General features: G+C 67.2%; 17 protein-coding genes. All 17 read right to left on the bottom strand.

What is annotated here, in order from left to right; genetic code table 11:
• On the bottom strand, nt 1–2,479 hold a 2,479-nt coding region (gene lptD / locus FJY88_06080), incomplete at its 3' end, for an LPS assembly protein LptD (GenBank protein ID MBM3286903.1).
• Nucleotides 2,480–2,486: 7 nt separating this feature from the next.
• Entirely contained in the window at nt 2,487–3,950 is a 1,464-nt protein-coding gene (locus FJY88_06075) for a bifunctional folylpolyglutamate synthase/dihydrofolate synthase (protein MBM3286902.1), read from the bottom strand.
• On the bottom strand, nt 3,815–4,681 hold the full coding sequence (locus FJY88_06070) for an acetyl-CoA carboxylase carboxyltransferase subunit beta (protein ID MBM3286901.1): 867 nt from the start codon (nt 4,679–4,681) through the stop codon (nt 3,815–3,817). The genes FJY88_06075 and FJY88_06070 overlap by 136 nt, the downstream gene beginning before the upstream one ends.
• Nucleotides 4,678–5,217, bottom strand: coding sequence for a ribosomal-protein-alanine N-acetyltransferase (gene rimI / locus FJY88_06065; protein ID MBM3286900.1), 540 nt, complete (start codon nt 5,215–5,217; stop codon nt 4,678–4,680). The genes FJY88_06070 and rimI overlap by 4 nt, the downstream gene beginning before the upstream one ends.
• Nucleotides 5,183–6,130, bottom strand: a complete 948-nt coding sequence (gene tsaB / locus FJY88_06060; protein MBM3286899.1) for a tRNA (adenosine(37)-N6)-threonylcarbamoyltransferase complex dimerization subunit type 1 TsaB — start codon at nt 6,128–6,130, stop codon at nt 5,183–5,185. Before tsaB ends, rimI begins: the two co-directional genes overlap by 35 nt.
• A complete protein-coding gene (gene tsaE, locus FJY88_06055) occupies nt 5,931–6,395 on the bottom strand; it encodes a tRNA (adenosine(37)-N6)-threonylcarbamoyltransferase complex ATPase subunit type 1 TsaE (GenBank protein ID MBM3286898.1) in 465 nt (154 codons plus the stop codon). The genes tsaB and tsaE overlap by 200 nt, the downstream gene beginning before the upstream one ends.
• On the bottom strand, nt 6,395–7,960 hold the full coding sequence (locus FJY88_06050) for a bifunctional response regulator/alkaline phosphatase family protein (protein MBM3286897.1): 1,566 nt from the start codon (nt 7,958–7,960) through the stop codon (nt 6,395–6,397). The genes tsaE and FJY88_06050 overlap by 1 nt, the downstream gene beginning before the upstream one ends.
• Nucleotides 7,961–7,974: 14 nt before the next feature.
• Nucleotides 7,975–9,243 (bottom strand): HAMP domain-containing histidine kinase, encoded by a 1,269-nt coding sequence (locus tag FJY88_06045; GenBank protein ID MBM3286896.1) that lies wholly within the window; start codon nt 9,241–9,243, stop codon nt 7,975–7,977.
• Between the two features lie 48 nt (nt 9,244–9,291).
• The gene (serS, locus tag FJY88_06040; protein MBM3286895.1) at nt 9,292–10,572 is read right to left on the bottom strand and encodes a serine--tRNA ligase; all 1,281 of its coding nucleotides are present in this window, start codon (nt 10,570–10,572) and stop codon (nt 9,292–9,294) included.
• 135 nt (nt 10,573–10,707) lie between these two features.
• Nucleotides 10,708–11,733 (bottom strand): undecaprenyl/decaprenyl-phosphate alpha-N-acetylglucosaminyl 1-phosphate transferase, encoded by a 1,026-nt coding sequence (locus FJY88_06035; protein MBM3286894.1) that lies wholly within the window; start codon nt 11,731–11,733, stop codon nt 10,708–10,710.
• An 11-nt stretch (nt 11,734–11,744) separates the two neighbouring features.
• Entirely contained in the window at nt 11,745–12,923 is a 1,179-nt protein-coding gene (locus tag FJY88_06030) for an NAD-dependent epimerase/dehydratase family protein (GenBank protein MBM3286893.1), read from the bottom strand.
• Nucleotides 12,796–13,842: a dTDP-glucose 4,6-dehydratase gene (rfbB, locus tag FJY88_06025; GenBank protein MBM3286892.1), complete on the bottom strand. Its 1,047-nt coding sequence runs from the start codon at nt 13,840–13,842 to the stop codon at nt 12,796–12,798. The genes FJY88_06030 and rfbB overlap by 128 nt, the downstream gene beginning before the upstream one ends.
• A gap of 32 nt (nt 13,843–13,874) precedes the next feature.
• Entirely contained in the window at nt 13,875–14,330 is a 456-nt protein-coding gene (locus FJY88_06020) for a dTDP-4-dehydrorhamnose 3,5-epimerase (GenBank protein MBM3286891.1), read from the bottom strand.
• Nucleotides 14,327–15,682, bottom strand: coding sequence for a UDP-glucose/GDP-mannose dehydrogenase family protein (locus FJY88_06015; GenBank protein ID MBM3286890.1), 1,356 nt, complete (start codon nt 15,680–15,682; stop codon nt 14,327–14,329). Before FJY88_06015 ends, FJY88_06020 begins: the two co-directional genes overlap by 4 nt.
• Before the next feature lie 77 nt (nt 15,683–15,759).
• Nucleotides 15,760–16,455 carry an orotidine-5'-phosphate decarboxylase gene (pyrF, locus tag FJY88_06010; protein MBM3286889.1) on the bottom strand — a complete coding sequence of 232 codons (696 nt, stop codon included), beginning with the start codon at nt 16,453–16,455 and terminating at the stop codon, nt 15,760–15,762.
• The gene (locus FJY88_06005) at nt 16,452–17,378 is read right to left on the bottom strand and encodes a dihydroorotate dehydrogenase (GenBank protein MBM3286888.1); all 927 of its coding nucleotides are present in this window, start codon (nt 17,376–17,378) and stop codon (nt 16,452–16,454) included. The genes pyrF and FJY88_06005 overlap by 4 nt, the downstream gene beginning before the upstream one ends.
• Nucleotides 17,375–17,956: dihydroorotate dehydrogenase electron transfer subunit (locus FJY88_06000; GenBank protein ID MBM3286887.1), on the bottom strand; the 582-nt coding region annotated here is incomplete at its 5' end. The genes FJY88_06000 and FJY88_06005, both read right to left, overlap by 4 nt.

The following is a 17,956-nucleotide window of genomic DNA, read 5'->3' as shown; positions in this document are numbered from 1 at the left end:
CCAACGAGGGAAGCCGCCCCCCTTTGCCCCTTTCGTCCGCCTTGCGCCCGATCGCAAAGGAGTTCACCGAGAAGTCGACGCTCGGAATGCTCTGCTGGAGCTGCATCGTCGAGGTCGCGCGATCGAGGTTCTCGGTGCGGTCCGCCGTCACCGACAGGCTCGTGGACGACCAGCTCTTGCGAAGATCGACATTCGACTTCAGGATCCGATTGAGCCTCTCATCCACAGATCCGCCGAACTCCCGGTCATCCCGGTAGCTGGCGTCGCTGACGAAGTCGGCATGGAGCCTCAAGGAGAGCCTCTCCCCCAGTTCCTGGTCATGATTGGCCCTCAGGTCCCAGCGGGCCCGGCTGCCCGCGTAGGTCTCCTGCTTGCTGTAGGAAGTGAAGAGACTCCCCCCGAGCCTGTAGCGGAGCTTGTAGCGGACCTGCCCGTTCATGATGAATCGCGGACTCTGCTCGTAGTAGTCGCCCCAGGCCATCGCGTCGATGTAGTCGTTGGGCGCGAAGTAGTATCCGAGGTTGCGCACGAACCGTCCGCGTGTCCGATCGAACCCGAACTCCACGTCGGGCATCAGCATTCCCGAGTGCCGTCCCTTGCGAATCGGGAAGACCCAGTAGGGGAGCGCCAGCAGCGGAATGTCCTTCAAGTAGAGGACAATGGGGCGGGCGACGACCTTGTCGGCGATCCGGATCTTCATCCGGCGGGAGTGGAAGTGGTAATGGGATGTGTCGGCATCGCAGGTCGTGTAGTCGCCCGACCGGACCAGCAGGATCTTCTCATCGACCCGCTTGATCTCCTCTCCGTAGTAGAACCCTCCCTCGAACTCGGTCTTGCCCTGATAGACGAAGCCGTGCTTGCGGTCGAGCCGGTAGACCATGCGGCTGCCGACAAGGGCGCTTGTCGGGTCTTTGAGCGTAGGTTCGCCGAGCGCCACGACCCGGTCCCGCTTGGCGCTGTAGTCGATCTCGGCGGACGAGAGCTCCAGATCCTTGTAGCGCACGATCCCATGCCCGCGCATCTCGATTCGCTTCTCGGGGACATGGAAGGCGATCGAGTCCCCCTGGTAGATGACGCGCTCGCCCGCGTCGAAGGGGCCGTCGAGCTCCAGGGAGTCCGGAGCGGTCCGGTCGGAGGAGGCGAGAAAGCTCAGGATGGCGGCCTCCGCGAAGAGCGAGTCGGAAAGCCTCGCCGAGGTCGTGTCCGGCTTCGCGCGCGGCGGGACGTACTCCCCCGAGGCGTTCCCCCAGAGGTCGACCCGCCGCGCCTCGCCCGACTCGACGCTGATGCGAATGCTGCCACCCCGCGAGACGTTCGCGCCGACCTTCTGTCTCCGGTCCTCAGGCGACGGGAGATAGAGGCTCCGCCCGTTCCCCCAGATCCGGATCTCCCTGACTCCGAGCGAATCGAGCCGGCCGATCAACGTGTCCCCGAGCACGAGATTGTGCTCCCCCGGTTTCGCCCGTGGGCTGTAGTGGACCCGGGCCCGGCCGAGCACCTCCAATCGCTCCGCCCTCCCCCGGGCGAGGAGGATCGCCATCGAGTCTCCCGTGACCTCGCCGTCGGGGTCGACGACCACGGGCCCGTCCCTCAAGCGCAGGAGGTCGCGATTGAAGTCGAGGTCGGCGCTTCCGCCCGACGCCTCGACCGCACCGCGCAGAATCCTGACATTCCCTCGGGCGCTTCCGATCGACTCGCCCGACCGCATCTCGAGCGTGTCGGCGGAAGCGCGGAGCTGCTCCTCCCCCCATGCGTCGGGTCTCGTCAGGACGGGGGAGCCGGTCACGACGGCGCGGTCCGCGACTCGATCCAGGTCGCACTGCTGTCCTGTGATCCGCGTGCTGTCGGTCAGATCGAGGAGCACGACATCGCCGGTCGCGCGGCCTCTGTCCGCTCTAGTGTCATAGACCACGCGACTCGCCTCGAGAATCCGAGCGTCGTCCTCGAGGCGGACGCTGTCCCTAAGCTCGAGCCTTCCCGCTTCCCTCCAGTAGTGAAGCTCGCGGGCGGCGATCTTCCCCTCCGGTCCCGATCCCCTGACCTCGCCGGTCAGGATCACGAGCGATCTCCTGCGATCGTAGGTCGCGAGTCGGCTCGTGATCGTCCGGACCGAGTCCTTCAGAACGACGCCTCCGCTCAGATTGAGGATCTCGTCGGTCCGATGCCAGATACCCTCCGCCCCGGTCACGGAGATCCCCCTCTGCTCGGCTCGAGGGGCGAGAAGGCGCGAGACACCGGTCCGACCGCCCTGGAGGTGGTCGCCCGTGATCGTCCAGGGTTCGCCCGTCGTGGAGAGAGAGGCCGCGGAGGAGGAGGGAAGATCGGAGGAGGGCGCGGCGGAAGAGGGCGCGGCGGCGGCTGAGTCGGCGGCGGGGGCAGCGACCGGCGCTGGCTCTATCGCCAGGGCCGAACCCACTCCCCCGGCAAGGAGAATGAGCGCGGCGACTACGCGCCCGGCCTGTCCCGTCGCGAGGGCCACGGCCGCCTCACGCCCCCCCGCGGTCATCGGCCCAGAGGGGGTCGGGGGGGGTGTACCCCAGATGGGCCATCGCCTCGCCCACCGTGTAGAACGATCCCGTGACCAGAACTCCTCCGCTCCCGCCCCTCTCCCCCGCCGAGCGGAGCGCCGCATCGATCGCATCCGATGGCGTCTCGTGCGTCGTCCCGTTGAGACCGGACTCGGCGCCAGCGAGCGCCAGATCCTCTCCGCGCAGGGCGCGATCGGTTCGAGGCGTGCAGAAGTGGGCCTCCCGCGCGTGGGGCGCCAGGCTCGCCAAGACAGAGCGAGCGTCCTTTCCTTCCACCATGCCGATCACGAGGGTCAGGTCCTTGAGCCCCCTCTGCGCGATACCCCGCGCGAGCGATCTTGCGCCCTCCGCGTTGTGCGCCACATCGCAGTAGATCGGCGGGCGGCTTCCCAGGCGCTGCAGCCGGCCCGGCCAGCGCGCTCTCGAGAGGCCGTCCTGGATCGCCCGCGCGTCGGGCCGCAGCCGCGGAGGAAGCAGCAGGGCCGCCAGGACGGCAAGGGACGCGTTGGCGACTTGATGGCGCCCCTCAAGGAAGATCGTTGCGGAGAGCTCCGCCTCCGGCAACGGCCAGCCGCCCCGGGGACTCAGCAGGAAGCGGGTCCCTTCGCCGGCCGCAACGATCTCGCGCACGCGCAGCGCGCGCCTTCTCTCGCTCACGGGGGCGCCGACCTCAACGGCGCGGCGCCTCAGAACCGCCATCGCCTCCGCGCTGGAGACGCCGAGCGCCGCGGGGACTCCCTCGCGGAGGATCGCCCCTTTCTCGGCGGCGATCTCGCTGCGCGTCCCGCCGAGGATCTTCGTGTGATCGAGGGAGATTGTCGTGATCACCGTCCCGGCCGCGCGGACGGGACGGGTCGCGTCGAGCCGTCCGCCCAGGCCGACCTCGACTGCGGCCGCGTCGACGCCCCTCTCGCGAAACCAGAGAAAGGCGATCAGCGTCGTCGCCTCGAAGAAGGAGAGCTCCCATCTCGCGACGGAACCACCGATCGCATCCGTGAGGGCGGCGACCGTTTCCGGGGGGATCATCCTCCCATCGATCCGGATCCGTTCCCTGAAGTCGATCAGATGGGGAGAGGTGTAGAGGCCCGTCCGCAGACCAGCCGTCTGCAGCATCGATGCGACGAAGGCGCAGACGGAGCCCTTCCCATTAGTGCCGGCCACAAGGACCGACGGGAACTCCTCCTGGGGATCTCCGTGCTCGCGCAGGGCGCCGACGATCCGGTCGAGCCCGAGGCGGACGCCGCGTCGCTCGAGAGAGTAGAGGAAAGCGGAGGCCTCGGCGTAGGTCACGGCGGATTCAGACGATCCGGGCGGCTGTCCCAGAAGTGCCGCAGAATGCGCGCGACCGTCTCGCGCATCTCCCGTCTGGGAACGATGCAATCGACCATTCCATGATCGAGGAGGAACTCGGAGCGCTGGAATCCCTTGGGAAGCTCCTGCTTGATCGTCTGCTCGATGACCCTGGGACCGGCGAAGCCTATGAGGGCGTTGGGCTCTGCGAGGATGACGTCGCCGACGCTCGCGAAGCTTGCCGTCACTCCTCCGGTCGTGGGGTCGCAGACGATGGAGAGATAGAAGAGACCCTTCTCCGCCAGCCGGGCGAGTTGCACCTGGACCTTCGCGAGCTGCATGAGCGAGAGGACGCCCTCCTGCATGCGCGCACCGCCCGAGGCCGAGACGATGATCAGGGAAGCCCCTTCCTGGATCGCCAGGTCGATCAACCTCGCGATCCGCTCCCCGACGGCCGAGCCCATGCTCCCGCCCAGGAAGGAGAAGTCCATGACGCCGATCGCGATCGGGATCGAGTCGATCCGCGCGCGCCCCGTGAGAACCGCCTCCCCGTGCCGGCTCTTCGCGCTCGCCTCCCGGATCCGCTCAGGGTAGGGCTTGGAATCGACGAACTCGAGTGGATCGAGCGCCCGGACCGAGCTGAACTGCTCCTCGAACGACCCCGGGTCGACCAACAGGGCCAGGTACTCGTCCGCGGAGATCCGGAAGTGATGCTGGCAGATGACGCAGGTCCAAGCGTTGCGCTCCACTTCCTTGCGGTAGAGAATCCCTCCGCACCCGCCGCACTTGACCCAGATGCCGTCGGGGATGTCGCGCTTCTCCTGAGCCTTGGACCCCTCCTTCTTTCCGGACAGCCAGCTCATGGGTTCGTCCCCTCGATGCCGAGCGAACGGATCATGACAACCGCGTCTTCTCGGGGGCGCTTGTAGTAGTCCTTGCGGACGCCGCCCGGAAGGAAGCGGTTGCGCCCGTAGAGCGCCATCGCGGCCTGATTGCTGCCCCTCACCTCGAGCACGATGATCCGGCTGCCTCTCAGAAAGGCCTCGCGGTAGAGCCGATCGAGCATCCTCTGCGCGTACCCCCTTCTGCGGACCCATGGCGCGACCGCGAGATTGGCGAGGTGGGCCTCGTCCTCAACGAACCAGACCACCATGTACCCGACGACCTTCCCGCCCAGGAGCAGGCTCGTGCACCAGCTCGTAGGATCTGCCTTCAGTTCCGCGTCGAAGCTCGCCATGGACCATGGATCCTGGAAGCAGATCCGCTCGAGTGCGGCGATCTCGGCCAGGTCCTCTCGGGCCATGGACCGCATGATCGGATCGGCGAGGTCCGGGGCACCCGGAGAGAGCCCCGACCGGCTCGTCTCAGGAGTGGGCTCTGGGTGGTGGTCTTCTCGCATCCGCGCCGCGCAGGTACCGGGGGCTCCGCCCCTCAAGATCGTGTCCCCTCCACTCGAGCCTATCCGGGTCGCATGCCAGCCAGGCAAGGTCGGATGCCCGAGGGGATCCCGACGCGATGCAGACGGCTCGCTCCCCGAAACGGGCCCGGATCGATTCTGCGAGCGAATCTACCGCATCCCCAACGAAAAGCAAACGTTCGGAGGGCAGGTTCGCGCATCGCTCGAGGAGGGCTTCCAGCGCGAGCGACGCGCCGGGAGCGAGGGTCTCGAAGCGCCGGCCGTCCCAGCGCAGCGCGGCGTTGTAGACCTGTCCCCTCCGGTGGCCGGTCAGGGGAAGGATCGGCAGGCCCAGGCCCCTCCACGGATAGGCGATCACCTCGAGGCTGGGGACCGGAACCACGGGTGTGCCGGCGCCGATCGAGAGCCCGAGGACCGCCGCGAGCCCGATCCGCAATCCGGTGAACGATCCGGGCCCCTCGGAGTAGGCGAGTCGATCGAGATCCGAGACGGCGAGGCCGGTGTCTTCGAGCAACCGGCGCGCAAGCTCGAGAAGCAGCTCCGTGCGGGCCCGACGCGTGTCGACGGCAGACTCCCCGGCGATTCTCGCTTGATCCAGGAGAGCCACGCCGGCGGCGGCGCCGGAGCCCTCGAAGGCCAGGATCCGGAGGGAGCGCCCGCCGCGGCTCACGCAGACCCCCCGCCCAACCCGGACCTCAACCGACCCTCCAGACGTCGAGCATCGGGCTCGGGAGCGCGAGGCGGAGACGGATGCGCCGACGCCCTGAGCTCTCAGGCTGCAGATCCAGCCAGATCGCCTCGGCCGGAAGCAGGTCGGGCATTCGGTCGGCCCACTCGATCGCCGTGAAGCCCTCCTCCTCCATCGCCTCTTCCCACTCCCCCGCCGTCCCGTCATCGAGCGCATCGATCCGATAGAGATCGAGGTGTCTCAACGGCGCCTTGCCGCGATAGACGTTCAGCAGGGTGAAGCTCGGGCTGCGGACGCGCCCCGCGTAGCCGATCCCCCGCGCCAGCCCCTGGACGATGCGGGTCTTCCCCGCGCCGAGCGGCCCCGTGAGCCCGATCACGGCCCGGGAGCGGAGGGCCGCGCCGAGCCGCTCTCCGAACCGGAGGGTCTGGCTCTCCGAGTCCGAGACCGCGTCGAGGGTGAGGAGGCGCATCAGATGGTTCGGGGAATCATCGTCGCGACGGGGAGAATCATCTCTTCGATCGAGATCCCCCCGTGCTGGAAGCTGCCCTTGAAGTGCCGCTCGTACTGATGGAAGTTCGTAGGATAGACGAAGTAGTAGTTCTCCCTGGCGAGGATGTAGTTCTTGGTCAGCGTGTCCATCGGGAGCATGTAGTCCTGGGGCCTCTTGATGTGCAGGGCCTCCTTCTCGTCGCATACGAGATTGTCGCCGAACTTGTACCTGACATTCGTCGACGTCTCGCGGTTGCCGTAGACGAGCGAGGACTTCTTGCACTGGACGGAGCCGTGATCGGTCGTCAGGATGACGGCGACGTCCTTCCGGGCATAGAGCTTGAGCATCTCGAAGAGGCTCGAGTGCGTGAACCATGAGATCAGGAGCGACCGGAAGGCCTGCTCGTGCGGAGCCAGCTCGAGCAAGAGCTCGTTCTCCGAACGGCCGTGCGAGAGCAGATCGAGGAAGTTGATCACGACGGCGAGCATGTCCGCGGTCATCTGCGAGAGGATCCTCTCCTTGAGCGCTGCGGCATCCTCGGCGGAGTGGACCTTCAGGTAGCGCAGGCGATCGAGCTTGATCTTCTCCCTCTCCATCATCTTGCGGAGCAGAGCCCTCTCAAAGCGGTTCTTACCCGTTTCCGTCCCGACGTTCTCGAGCCACCACTCCGGATATGTCCTCGCGATCTGCAGGGGAAAGAGGCCGCTGAAGATCGCGTTGCGGCTGTAGGGAGTGGCCGTCGGGAGGACCGAGAAGTAGAGGTCGCGCTTGATCTGGAAGTAGGGAGCCAGGAGCGGCTCGAGGGCCAGCCACTGGTCGAGCCTCATGCAATCGATCACGATGAAGACGACCTGCCGCTTTTCGCGGAGATGGGGCAGGACATAGCGCGGAAAGACATCGATCGACAGAGGCGGACGTTGATCCGGGGCGAGCCGGGTCCAACGGGAGTAGTGAAGCTCGACGAAACGGGCGAACTCGCGATTGATGGCCGCCTTCTCGTCCTGGTGGGACTGATAGAGGCTCTCGTCCGTGTCGGAGAGCTCGAGATCCAGGCTCGAGATGCGGCTGGCCAGCTCCAGCCAGTCCTCCCATCCGAGATCGCCTTGCCGGAGCTGGAGGATGCGGTTGAACTCGGTGACGTAGTTGCGGGTCCTTCGGTCGCGCACGAGGCGCTCCGACTCGAAGACCTTCTTGCACGCCAGCCAGATCTGGCTCGGGTTGACCGGCTTCGTGAGGTAGTCGGCGATCTGGCGGCCGAGCGCCTCGTTCATCAGGTGCTCTTCTTCGCTCTTCGTGATCATGATCACGGGGACCTGGGGGGCCACGTCGCGCAGCGCCTCGAGGGTCTTCAGCCCTCCCATCCCGGGCATTTGCTCATCGAGGAGGATGACGTCGAAGGCGTCGTCGGAGGCGAGGGCGAGGGCGTCCTCTCCGTTCGAGACGGTCGCGACGGCGTACCCCTTCCCCTCCAGATAGAGGACATGGGGCCGCAGGAGGTCGATCTCGTCGTCCGCCCAGAGGATCTTTCGCTGCGACGGTTCCATATAGGGGCCGGCAACTACACGGGGAAGGAGATGATGAACGTCGTCCCCTTCCCCGGCTGGCTACGATCTACCCAGATCTTGCCGCCATGATAGTCCTCGACGATCCGCTTGGCGAGCGTGAGGCCCAATCCCCAGCCCCGCTGCTTGGTCGTGAAGCCGGGGGAGAAGACATTGCGGACCTCGCGAGGGGTCATCCCCCTCCCCTGGTCGGTGATCCTGACCTCGACGCACTCGGTCTCGCGCCTGCGAGCGAGCTCCACCTCGATCACTCCTCGCTTCGTGTCCGTGGCATCGATGGCGTTCTTGAGCACGTTCTCGACGACCCACTCGATCAGCTCCCGGTTGACGTTGACGGGGGGGACGAGCTCGTAGCGCTCGCGAATCTCGATGTCCTTCCGGAGGTTCGGGAGCCTCCTCCTGAAGTAGCGGATCGCCTCGCTCACGATCGGCGCCAGGTCCTGGGGCTCGAGGCGGGGAAGGCTCCCCACCTGGCCGAATCGCATGGCGACTTTCTGGAGGCGTTCCCCGTCGTTTTCCATCTCGTCGACGACCTCGCGGAAGAACGCCGCAGGGATCTCCACGGCCCCGCCGGGCGCGGATTGCACCTCGTGCCGTTCCTTGAGGACCTCCACCCAACCCAGCATTGAGCTGATCGGCGTGCCGAGCTGATGGGCCGTCTCTTTCGCGAGGCCGATCCAGATCGACCGCTGCTCGCTCGTCTTGATCGAGCGATAGCCTATGTACCCGAGTCCGATGAAGGCCACGAGGGCCAGCAGCTGGACCAGAGGGATCCAGCGGAGCTGCCGGACGATCCCCGGCTCCCCGTAGTGGACATATCCGAAGACCATCTTCTCGCCCGGCCTGCGGATCGGAACAGGGACGTTTCGCCTGTCGAACCGGTGAACATCCTCGATCAGCTCGCGGATCGGGCCCGGGGGGGGATTCTTCGGATCGATCGAGGCCACCGTGCGGACATCGATCGTGTCTGCGTACTGGACGTCGACCCCGCGCCAAACGAACGGCCTCCCCTCCCGGTCGGTCAGGATCATCGGGAAGTTGGCCGGCTTGATGACGCGCTCGAAGACCTCCCGCAGCTCCGGGCTCTCCATCGCGGGGAAGGTCGTGATCGCGCAGAACTCGGCGAAGAGCTCCGAGAGGGCGCGCGATTGCTCGTTCAGTCGATGGATCAGGTGGGCCGTGTAGACCGCCGCCGCGCCGATCAGGATGAACCCGCCCAGGAACAGATAGGCTCTGAGGAGTCCCGGCAGGTTGGAGCGGGTCACGGCCATCGGCCTCTATTCCCCCCTTCGGTCGACCCCGCGCGGCCCGGATCAGGGCCCGGCGGGAGTCAGCTCTTCCCGCCCCCCGAGATAGGGGCGGAGCGCCTCCGGAATCCGGACGGTCCCGCGCGGCGTCTGGAACAGCTCGAGAATCGCGGCCACAACCCGCGGGAGCGCCACACCCGATCCGTTCAAGGTATGGACGTGCTCGAGGCGCCCCTGGTCGTTGCGGAAGCGGATCCCCATGCGCCTGGCCTGGAAAGCCTCGAAGTTGCTGCACGAGGAGACCTCGAGCCAGCGCTGCTCGGCCGGCGCATAGACTTCCAGGTCGTAGCACTTGGCCGCCGCGAAGGAGAGATCCCCCGCGCACAACGCGAGGACCCGGTACGGGAGATCGAGGGCCTGCAGCACATCCTCGGCATCCCTCACCAGGGACTCGAGCTCGTCATAGGAGGTCTCGGGCCGCACGAGCTTCACCATCTCGACCTTGTCGAACTGGTGAACGCGGACGAGACCTCGGGTGTCCCGGCCCGCGGCCCCCGCCTCCCTTCGGAAACAGGCCGAGTGACCTGTCAACTTGATCGGAAGCCTCTCGGAGGGAATCACCTCGTCGCGGTAGAGGTTCGTGATCGAGACCTCCGCCGTCGGAATGAGGAACAGATCGTCGATCGCGCAGTGGTACATGTCGGCTTCGAGCTTGGGGAGCTGTCCGGTGCCGGTCATGCACTCGCGCCGGACCAGGTAGGGGGCCCAGACCTCGGTATAGCCGTGCTTCGTGACGTGGAGGTCGATCATCAACTGGATGAGCGCCCGCTGGAGCATCGCCCCCTGCCCGATGAAGAGCGAGAATCCCGAGCCCGAGATTCTCGCGGCACGCTCGAGGTCCAGGATCCCGAGTTCCGCGCCGATCTGCCAGTGAGGCGCCGGCGTGTAGCCGTCCGGGGGCAGGTTCCCCCAGCGACGGACCTCGACGTTCATGGTCGAATCGGATCCGATCGGCACGCTCTCGTGAGGGAGGTTGGGAAGCCACAGGAGGCGCTCCTCGAGCTCTCCATCGAGGACGCGGATCTTCTCGTCCAACGCGCGGATCTCCTCGCCGACTCCCTTGGCGGCCTCGACGATCGCCGTCGCATCCTGGCCGGCCTTCTTCAGGCGCGCGACCTCCTCGCTCGAACGGTTACGCTCCGCTTTTCGGGCCTCGACTTGCGCCAGCAGGGCCCTGCGCTCCTCGTCGAGCCGCAGGATGGCGTCGAGATCGGCGGCCTCCCCCTTGTCGGCGATCGCCTTGCGGATCCGCTCGGGCTGCGCGCGAACGAACTTTGGATCAAGCATCTCCTCGTCTCCGAACGGGATGGACGGCTCCTAGGCTCGACAATCTAACATGCCCGCGCTCCCCGGTCAAACGATCGCCCGCCCGCTTCGCTGGAGACGGGGATCCCCGGCGGACTGCGCGCGGCGCAGCCCGGTTCAGTGGACCTGCGGATCGCTCCCGGCCGGCGGGGGCGGCAGGCGGGACGCGGCCAGAGCGCCGAGCGGGATGACGAGCGAGACAGCGAACGCTGTCGCGACGGGCGCGGGTGGGCCAAACCAGAGAGCGGCGCAGCCAATCGCGGCGTCGCAGAGGGCCAGGACGGCGAGCGCAGGCCAGGGGCCGATCGCGGTGAAGAGGCGATGGCCGGTGTGCTCGCGGCCCCCGATGAAAGGATTCCGCTTTCGCGCAAGCCGCGCAGCAGTGACCAGGACGAAGTCCGCAAGCACGAGGGCATGCGCCGAGATCGCCGCCGGGATCGCGGCCGCGCGATCGCGGGAGAGAAGCGCAAGCGAGCAGAGGACGGCGATGAAGGCGAGAGGAAGACTCCCCGCATCGCCGAGGAAGATGCTCGCGACGGGTCGATTCCAGGCGAGGAATCCAAGGAAGGCCCCCGCAAGGGCCCAGAGCGTCGCGTGCGCCGCCGACCCTGCTCCGCCGGCGGCCGCCGTGGAGACGGCGAGAACGGCGGCGGCGATGGCCCCGTGCGTCGCCAGGAGGCCATCGGCGTGGTCCAGGTAGTTCCAAGCGTTCACGAGGAGCATCATGATCGCCCACGCCGCGGCCGCCCCTCCGACACCCGCCCACGGTGCGGTGGGCCTCCAGACGGCGACCGCGCCGAGGAGGAGGACGCCTTGGAGCGCCGCCTTGGTCGCGGCCGAGAGCGATCGCCGGTCATCCCATAGGCCGATCGCCAGGAATCCGCAACTCCCGAGCGCGAGCGCCGCGAAGAGGCTTTGATCGCGCGCCTCCGGCCGCATGCCGAAGAGACCCGCCCCGGCCGCGATCGCGACCGCCACACCGGCGAGACACGCAAGCCCTCCGAGCATCGGAGTTGGACGGGCGTGGAATCGGCTCTCCGTCGGGGCGGCGACGAACCCGGTCCGACCGGCGATCCTCCGCGCGATCGGAACCAAGGAGGCGGTCACTCCGCCCGAGAGAAGGAAGACCAGGATCGCGTTCAAGTCGGGGAGAGCTATGCAACCGTGGCGTCGACGGCCAGGCGCTCTTGGACCCAATCGCGCGTCACCGTCAGGAGCTTCTCGAGATCGACCTCCGGGTCGTATCCAATCCACCTGCGGATCTTCCGCAGATCGGGCACCCGGCGGGGCACGTCCTCGAAACCGTCTCCATAGGCCTTCTCGTAGGGAACGAGGAGAATCTCGGACCTCGAGGCGCAGAGATCCCTGATCATCCGGGCAAGATCGATGATCGCGATCTCCTGGTCCGTGCCTATGTTGAAGGTCTCGCCGCAGGCCGAGGAAAGCCCCGAAAGGGAGAGAACCCCACGGACGACATCGCCCACATAGGAGAAGCAGCGCGTCTGGGCGCCATCGCCGTAGACCGTCAGGGGCTCGCCCAGCAGCGCCTGTCTGAGGAGGGAGGGAATCACCATCCCGTAGGAGCCGACCTGGCGGGGCCCGCAGGTGTTGAAGCAGCGCACGATGGTCACCGGAAGCCCCGATCGCCTCTGCTCTCCGAGGGCCAGGTACTCGCCGACCACCTTGCCCGCGGCATAGCTCCAGCGCGGTACGACCGTCGGGCCGATGAGCGTGGCCGCGTCCTCCGCCAGAGCGCCCCCGCTCGTCCGTCCATAGACCTCCGAGGAGGAGAACATCACCAGCGACCTCGGCCTCGATCGACGGGCCGCCCGAATGATGGAATCAGTCCCCAGAATGTTGTTCCTGAGCCCGGCGACCGGATCGGACAGCACGCGCCGCACACCGACGGTCGCGGCCAAGTGAAAGATGCGGTCGCAGCCGCGGGCGGCCGACTCGGCGAGGAGGGGATCGACGACCGATCCCACGAGGAGCTCTGCTCGCCCGGTCGCGAGGGATCGATCGAGATTCTCGCGCCTTCCGGTCGAGAGGTCGTCGAGAACGCGAACCGTCTCCCCGGCGTCGACCAGGGCATCGACCAGATGGGATCCGATGAAGCCGGCCCCGCCCGTCACCAGGACTCTAGCCAAATCCCGCTCCTTCCCTCTTAGGGCCCATGCGGACGATACGGGCGGCGCGCCGGCGGAGTCAACGCCGTTGCTCCGGCGGCCGGTCCAGGAAAACGTAGTTCTTCTTGTAGTACTCGAGGAACTCCCCGGTCTTGAGAGGACGCCACCACGCCTCGTTCTCTCTATACCAGCGGACTGTCTCCGCAAGCCCTTCCTCGAACCCGCGCAGCGGCCGCCACCCCGTCCTCTCCCGCAGCTTGTCCCAGGCCACGGCGTAACGGCGGTCATGTCCCGGCCTGTCGACGACGTGCTTGACCAGGTCCATCGGTCCACCCAGGTGGGAGAGGATCGAGGAGGCGATGGTCAGGACATCGCGCTCGTTGTAGGCGCCGATGTTGAACACCTCCCCCTCGCACCCCGGCGTGGCCAGGATCGAGTCGAGAGCGAGGATGTGATCCTCGACATGGATCCAGTCGCGGACATTGCGGCCCGTGCCATAGACCGGCAGGGGCTTCTTCTCCAGGGCATTGGTGACGAACAGAGGGATCAGCTTCTCGGGATACTGATAGGGGCCGTAGTTGTTGCTGCACCTGGTGACGACCACCGGCAGTCCATAGGTGGCGTGGTAGGAGTAGGCGAGGCGGTCCCCCCCGGCCTTGCTGGCCGCATAGGGGTTGCGGGGCATCAGCGGAGCCGCCTCTCCCACAGGATCCCCGAAGACCTCGCCGTAGACCTCGTCGGTCGAGATCTGAACGAAACAGGTGATCGGGCGTTTCCGCACCGCCTCGAGCAGGACATAGACCCCGTAGACGTCGGTCCTGACGAAGTTCCCCGGGTCCCCGATCGAGCGATCGACGTGCGTCTCCGCGGCGAAGTTCAGCACGAAGTCGAACCCCTCGGCGATCAAGGGGTCGACTGTCCGCTCATCCGCGATGTCGCCATGGACGAAGCGGTATCCACGCTCCCCTTCGAAGGACGCGAGGTTCGCCGGGTTGCCGGCGTAGGTGAGCTTGTCCAGGACGGTGACGCTCGCCTCCGGATACCTCGACCTGAGGAATCGAACGAAGTTCGATCCGATGAATCCGGCCCCTCCCGTCACCAGATAGCGGCCGGTCTGCTGGAGAATGCGGCGGTCTAGGTCGGCGCCGGGCACGCCCTCTACCGGTCCCGTCTCTCCCACGAGTAGGGGATCGCGTTCTCGTGCGGATCGATCCTGCGCTCGTCGGGATTGGAGTGATCGTACGGCTCGCTTGGCGTGTTCACGATGTAGGCGGCCTCGGCCCCCACTCCCTTCATCCCGTGCACGACTCCCGCAGGGATGCGGAGCAGGATCGGGTTTTGCTCGCCCATGAAGAACTCGTTCACCTCGCCCTTCGTCGGGGAGCCGTCCCTACGGTCATAGAGAACGACTTTGGCCATCCCCTTGATCGCGCAGAAGTGATCCACCTGCCGCTCGTGGTAGTGCCATCCCTTGACGACGCCGGGGTAGACCACGGTCAGGTAGGTCTGGCCGAACTTCTCGAAGAAGGGATCGTCGCGACGCAGGATCTCCATCAGGAAGCCGCGCTCGTCGGGAATCGGTTTGAGCGGCTTGACCACGACGCCGTCTATCATGCCTTCCTCCTGGACCGCCTGGCCGCCTTGGCCCGCGCGGCGGGTGTCCCTCGACCGACGCCAACGTACCGGAAGCCGAGCGAGACCATCTTCTCCGGATCGTAGATGTTGCGGCAGTCGACGACGATAGGGCTCTTCATGATCCTGCGCAGCTTGCGAAGATCGAGCATCCGGAACTCGTTCCACTCGGTCGCGATGACGAGCACCTGAGCCCCCTTCGCCACCTCGTAGGCGTCGCCGCAGAACTTGACCCCTCGACCGAGTTCCTGGGCGGCGCGCGACATCGCGACCGGGTCGAAGGTGCGGATCCGGGTGCCGCGTCGCCGCAGACCCCGGATCAGATCCAGGGCGACCGACTCGCGGACGTCGTCGGTCTGGGGCTTGAAGGCGAGGCCGAGCACCCCGATCTCCTTGCCCCTGACGCTCCCGGCGATGCGGAGGATCTTCTCGAGCATCCTCTCCCGCTGCCTCCTGTTCACGTCGATCGTCGCCTCGACGATCTCGCAAGGGCTCCCCGCCCTGCTGGCAAGGGCCGCCAGCGCATGCGTGTCCTTGGGAAAGCAGGAGCCGCCGTAGCCGGGTCCGGCGTGGAGGAACTTGGAGCCGATCCTCTTGTCCAGACCCATCCCGCGCGCGACGACCTTGACGTCGGCGCCGACGATCTCGCAGAGGTTCGCCATTTCGTTGATGAAGGAGATCTTCGTCGCCAGGAATGCGTTGGATGCGTACTTGATCAGTTCGGCGGTCTGCACGTTCGTGCGGACCATCGGCGTCTCGATGAGATAGAGGGGGCGGTAGATCTCCGCGAGGAGACCCTCGGCCCTCCGGCTCCAGGTCCCGATGACGACGCGGTCGGGCCGCATGAAGTCTTCCACCGCGGAGCCCTCGCGGAGGAACTCGGGATTGCTGGCAACGTCGAACGGGACGTTCCCCCGGCGGTTCTGCTTGATGATCCGGAGCACTTCTTCCCCGGTGCCGACCGGCACGGTGCTCTTCTGCACGATCAACTTGTAGCCGTTCAGGTTCCTCGCGATTGCCCGCGCCGCCGAGAAGACCTGGGAGAGATCGGCGTGGCCCGAGTCCGACTGGGGCGTGCCGACCGCGATGAAGACGACCTGGTTGTCGCGGATCGCGCGGGGCAGATCGCTCGTGAAGGAGAGCCTGCCCTCCCGGACGTTGCGGCGCACGATCTCCTCCAGGCCGGGCTCGTAGAACGGCATCTGGCCGGCAAGGAGCGCGCCGATCTTCTCCTCATCCAGGTCGACGCAAGTCACCTTGTTGCCGAAGTCGGCCAGGCAGACGCCCGTCACCAGTCCGACATAACCCGCTCCGATCATGCACGCCTTCTGCATCGCCGCCCTCCCTGATCGTGTTGCCGAACCCAGCAGCCTTCTAGGCTATCCCGCTCTTGGGCGAGCGTCAAACATGGTCAGGCGCCGCCCGCCAGGGCCGCGAGGATCCCCCGCGCCGCTGCCGCGGGGTCGTCCGCCCGGGTGATCGCGCGGCCGACGACGATCCAGTGGGCGCCGGCGGCGATCGCTTTCTCCGGAGTCGCGACATGAACCTGATCATGGGCCTCGACCCCTCTCGGCCGGATGCCCGGAACGACCCGCGCCAGACGGTCCCCGAACCGTTCGCGGACGAGCGGCGCGGCGGCCGCCGGGCAGACGACTCCGAAGAGGCCCGCCTGCGCCGCCCCCTCCGCGAACCGCGCCACGTCGGCGAAGTCGCTCCCCCCCGTCGCGTCGCTGGTCAGGCGCGTCACGGCCAGGACGCCGAAATCGTCGCGCTCGGCGGCCGCTCGGGAGGCCGCCTCCATCGCCTTCGGCCCCGCGCTCGCATGCATGGTCAACAGGCGGACCGGTAGGCGCGTCACCGAGGCGACGGCGCCCGCCACAGTGTTGGGTATGTCGTGGAGCTTGAGGTCGAGGAAGACCTGCTTGCCCATCGAAGCGAGATCCTCGACGATGCCAGGCCCCTCGGCGCAGAAGAGCTCCAGTCCGACCTTGACCCAGCGGACCGGCTCCAGACGGCGCGCCATGGCGAGCGCCTCGCGCCCCGAGGGGAAGTCGAGGGGGACGATCAATCTCTCGCCCGGTTCCGCGGGCAGGGTGGGACCGCTCATCGAGATTCCTCCCAGTCTCTGAGCGAGCCGGTCCACTCGTCGATCGACCGGACCGATCTCGCGGCCAGGAATGCGGCGATCTCGTCGATGACCCGCTCGGGCTGGTCCGGTCGCAAGAAGCTGCCGGTTCCGACCTGCACCGCCCGGGCTCCGACGAGAAGGAACTCGAGCGCGTCCCGGCCGGTGACGATGCCGCCGACGCCGATCACCGGTACGCTGACCGCGCGCACGACCTCCCGAACGCGGGCCAGGGCAAGCGGACGGATCGCGGGGCCCGAGAGTCCCCCCACGCCGTTTCGAAGGCGCGGCCGCCGCTCCTCCAAGTCCAGGGCCAGACCGACGAAGGTGTTCACCGCCGTGATCGCATCGGCTCCAGCATCCACGCACGCGCGGGCCAGCGCGCCGATCGAGGTGACACTGGGCGAGAGCTTGGCCCACAACGGCCGTTCCGTCGAGCCGCGGCATCTCCGGACGAGATCGGCGGCCGCCGCCGGGCTCGCGCAGAACTCGAGCCCCCCCTCCTTCACATTCGGACAGGAGATGTTCAGCTCGTAGGCCGAGATCCCTCGGGCGCGGTCGAGCGTGCGGATGACATCTTCGAAATCGTCGGCCGACCTGCCTCCGACAGAAACGACGGCGGGGACGCCCAGATCGAGGAGGGGCGGCAGCTTCTCGCGCACGAACCTCTCGACCCCCACATTCTGCAGCCCGATCGAGTTCAGCATCCCCGACGGCGTTTCGGCCACGCGCGGAGGAGCATTCCCCTCCCGCGGCTCCCGCGTGATCGTCTTCGTCACCACGGCACCGAGCCGCGCCGCGATCTCCGGATGCTCGATTCCGTAGCCGAAGGTGCCCGATGCGCAGAGAACGGGATTGGCCAGATCGAGCGAGCCGACCGTGACCGCGAGATCGGGAAGGCTCATTCGCGCACCCCTTCCCAGTCGATCCGCGAGGCCTCGAAGACCGGCCCATCCGAGCATGCGAAGGCGTACCGGCCAAAAGGATCCTCTCCGAGCGCCGGCTCAGCGCGGATCGGGATGGCGCAGCCCGCGCAGATCCCGGTGCCGCACCCGAAGAGCGTTTCGACGCTCACCTGCGCCGGCATTGCGTGGTCGAGGGCGATCCGCGCGAGGGCCGCGAGCATCGGGAGGGGACCGCAGGCATAGAGGGCCGAGGCCTCCGGCCTCACGGCGCCGTGGCCGAGAAGATCGCGCAGTAGATCGAGGACGGTTCCTCTATGTCCGATCGAGCCATCGAGGGTCGCCCGATAGACGGGATAGGGACACCCCTCCGCTGGAAAGATGGCGGATCGGTCGCGGGCCCCGTAGAGGAGGATACCGTCGGGCAGGGCTTCTCCCGCCTGGTCGGCAAGAAAGATGAGGGGCGCGATTCCTCTTCCTCCAGCGACGAGGACGGGGACGCGGCCCGGAATCGGGCGGAAGGGCCGGCCGAGGGGGCCCAGGACATCGACGGTCTCTCCCGGCTTGCGCTGTTCGAGCCA

The organism is Candidatus Eisenbacteria bacterium (genome assembly GCA_016867495.1).
Taxonomy (GTDB): domain Bacteria; phylum Eisenbacteria; class RBG-16-71-46; order CAIMUX01; family VGJL01; genus VGJL01.
Note: the sequence above shows the minus strand (reverse complement) of the source record. Positions and strands in the feature narration are given on the sequence as shown.

Bases quoted from the DNA above. Each gene is read 5' to 3' on its own strand.
- FJY88_06070 (MBM3286901.1), bottom strand. From the start codon at position 4,681: ATGAGCTGGCTGTCCGGAAAGAAGGAGGGGTCCAAGGCTCAGGAGAAG.
- rimI (MBM3286900.1), bottom strand. From the start codon at position 5,217: ATGCGAGAAGACCACCACCCAGAGCCCACTCCTGAGACGAGCCGGTCG.
- tsaB (MBM3286899.1), bottom strand. From the start codon at position 6,130: ATGACGGGACGGCGGGGGAGTGGGAAGAGGCGATGGAGGAGGAGGGCT.
- tsaE (MBM3286898.1), bottom strand. From the start codon at position 6,395: ATGCGCCTCCTCACCCTCGACGCGGTCTCGGACTCGGAGAGCCAGACC.
- FJY88_06050 (MBM3286897.1), bottom strand. From the start codon at position 7,960: ATGGAACCGTCGCAGCGAAAGATCCTCTGGGCGGACGACGAGATCGAC.
- serS (MBM3286895.1), bottom strand. From the start codon at position 10,572: ATGCTTGATCCAAAGTTCGTTCGCGCGCAGCCCGAGCGGATCCGCAAG.
- FJY88_06020 (MBM3286891.1), bottom strand. From the start codon at position 14,330: ATGATAGACGGCGTCGTGGTCAAGCCGCTCAAACCGATTCCCGACGAG.
- FJY88_06015 (MBM3286890.1), bottom strand. From the start codon at position 15,682: ATGCAGAAGGCGTGCATGATCGGAGCGGGTTATGTCGGACTGGTGACG.
- pyrF (MBM3286889.1), bottom strand. From the start codon at position 16,455: ATGAGCGGTCCCACCCTGCCCGCGGAACCGGGCGAGAGATTGATCGTC.
- FJY88_06005 (MBM3286888.1), bottom strand. From the start codon at position 17,378: ATGAGCCTTCCCGATCTCGCGGTCACGGTCGGCTCGCTCGATCTGGCC.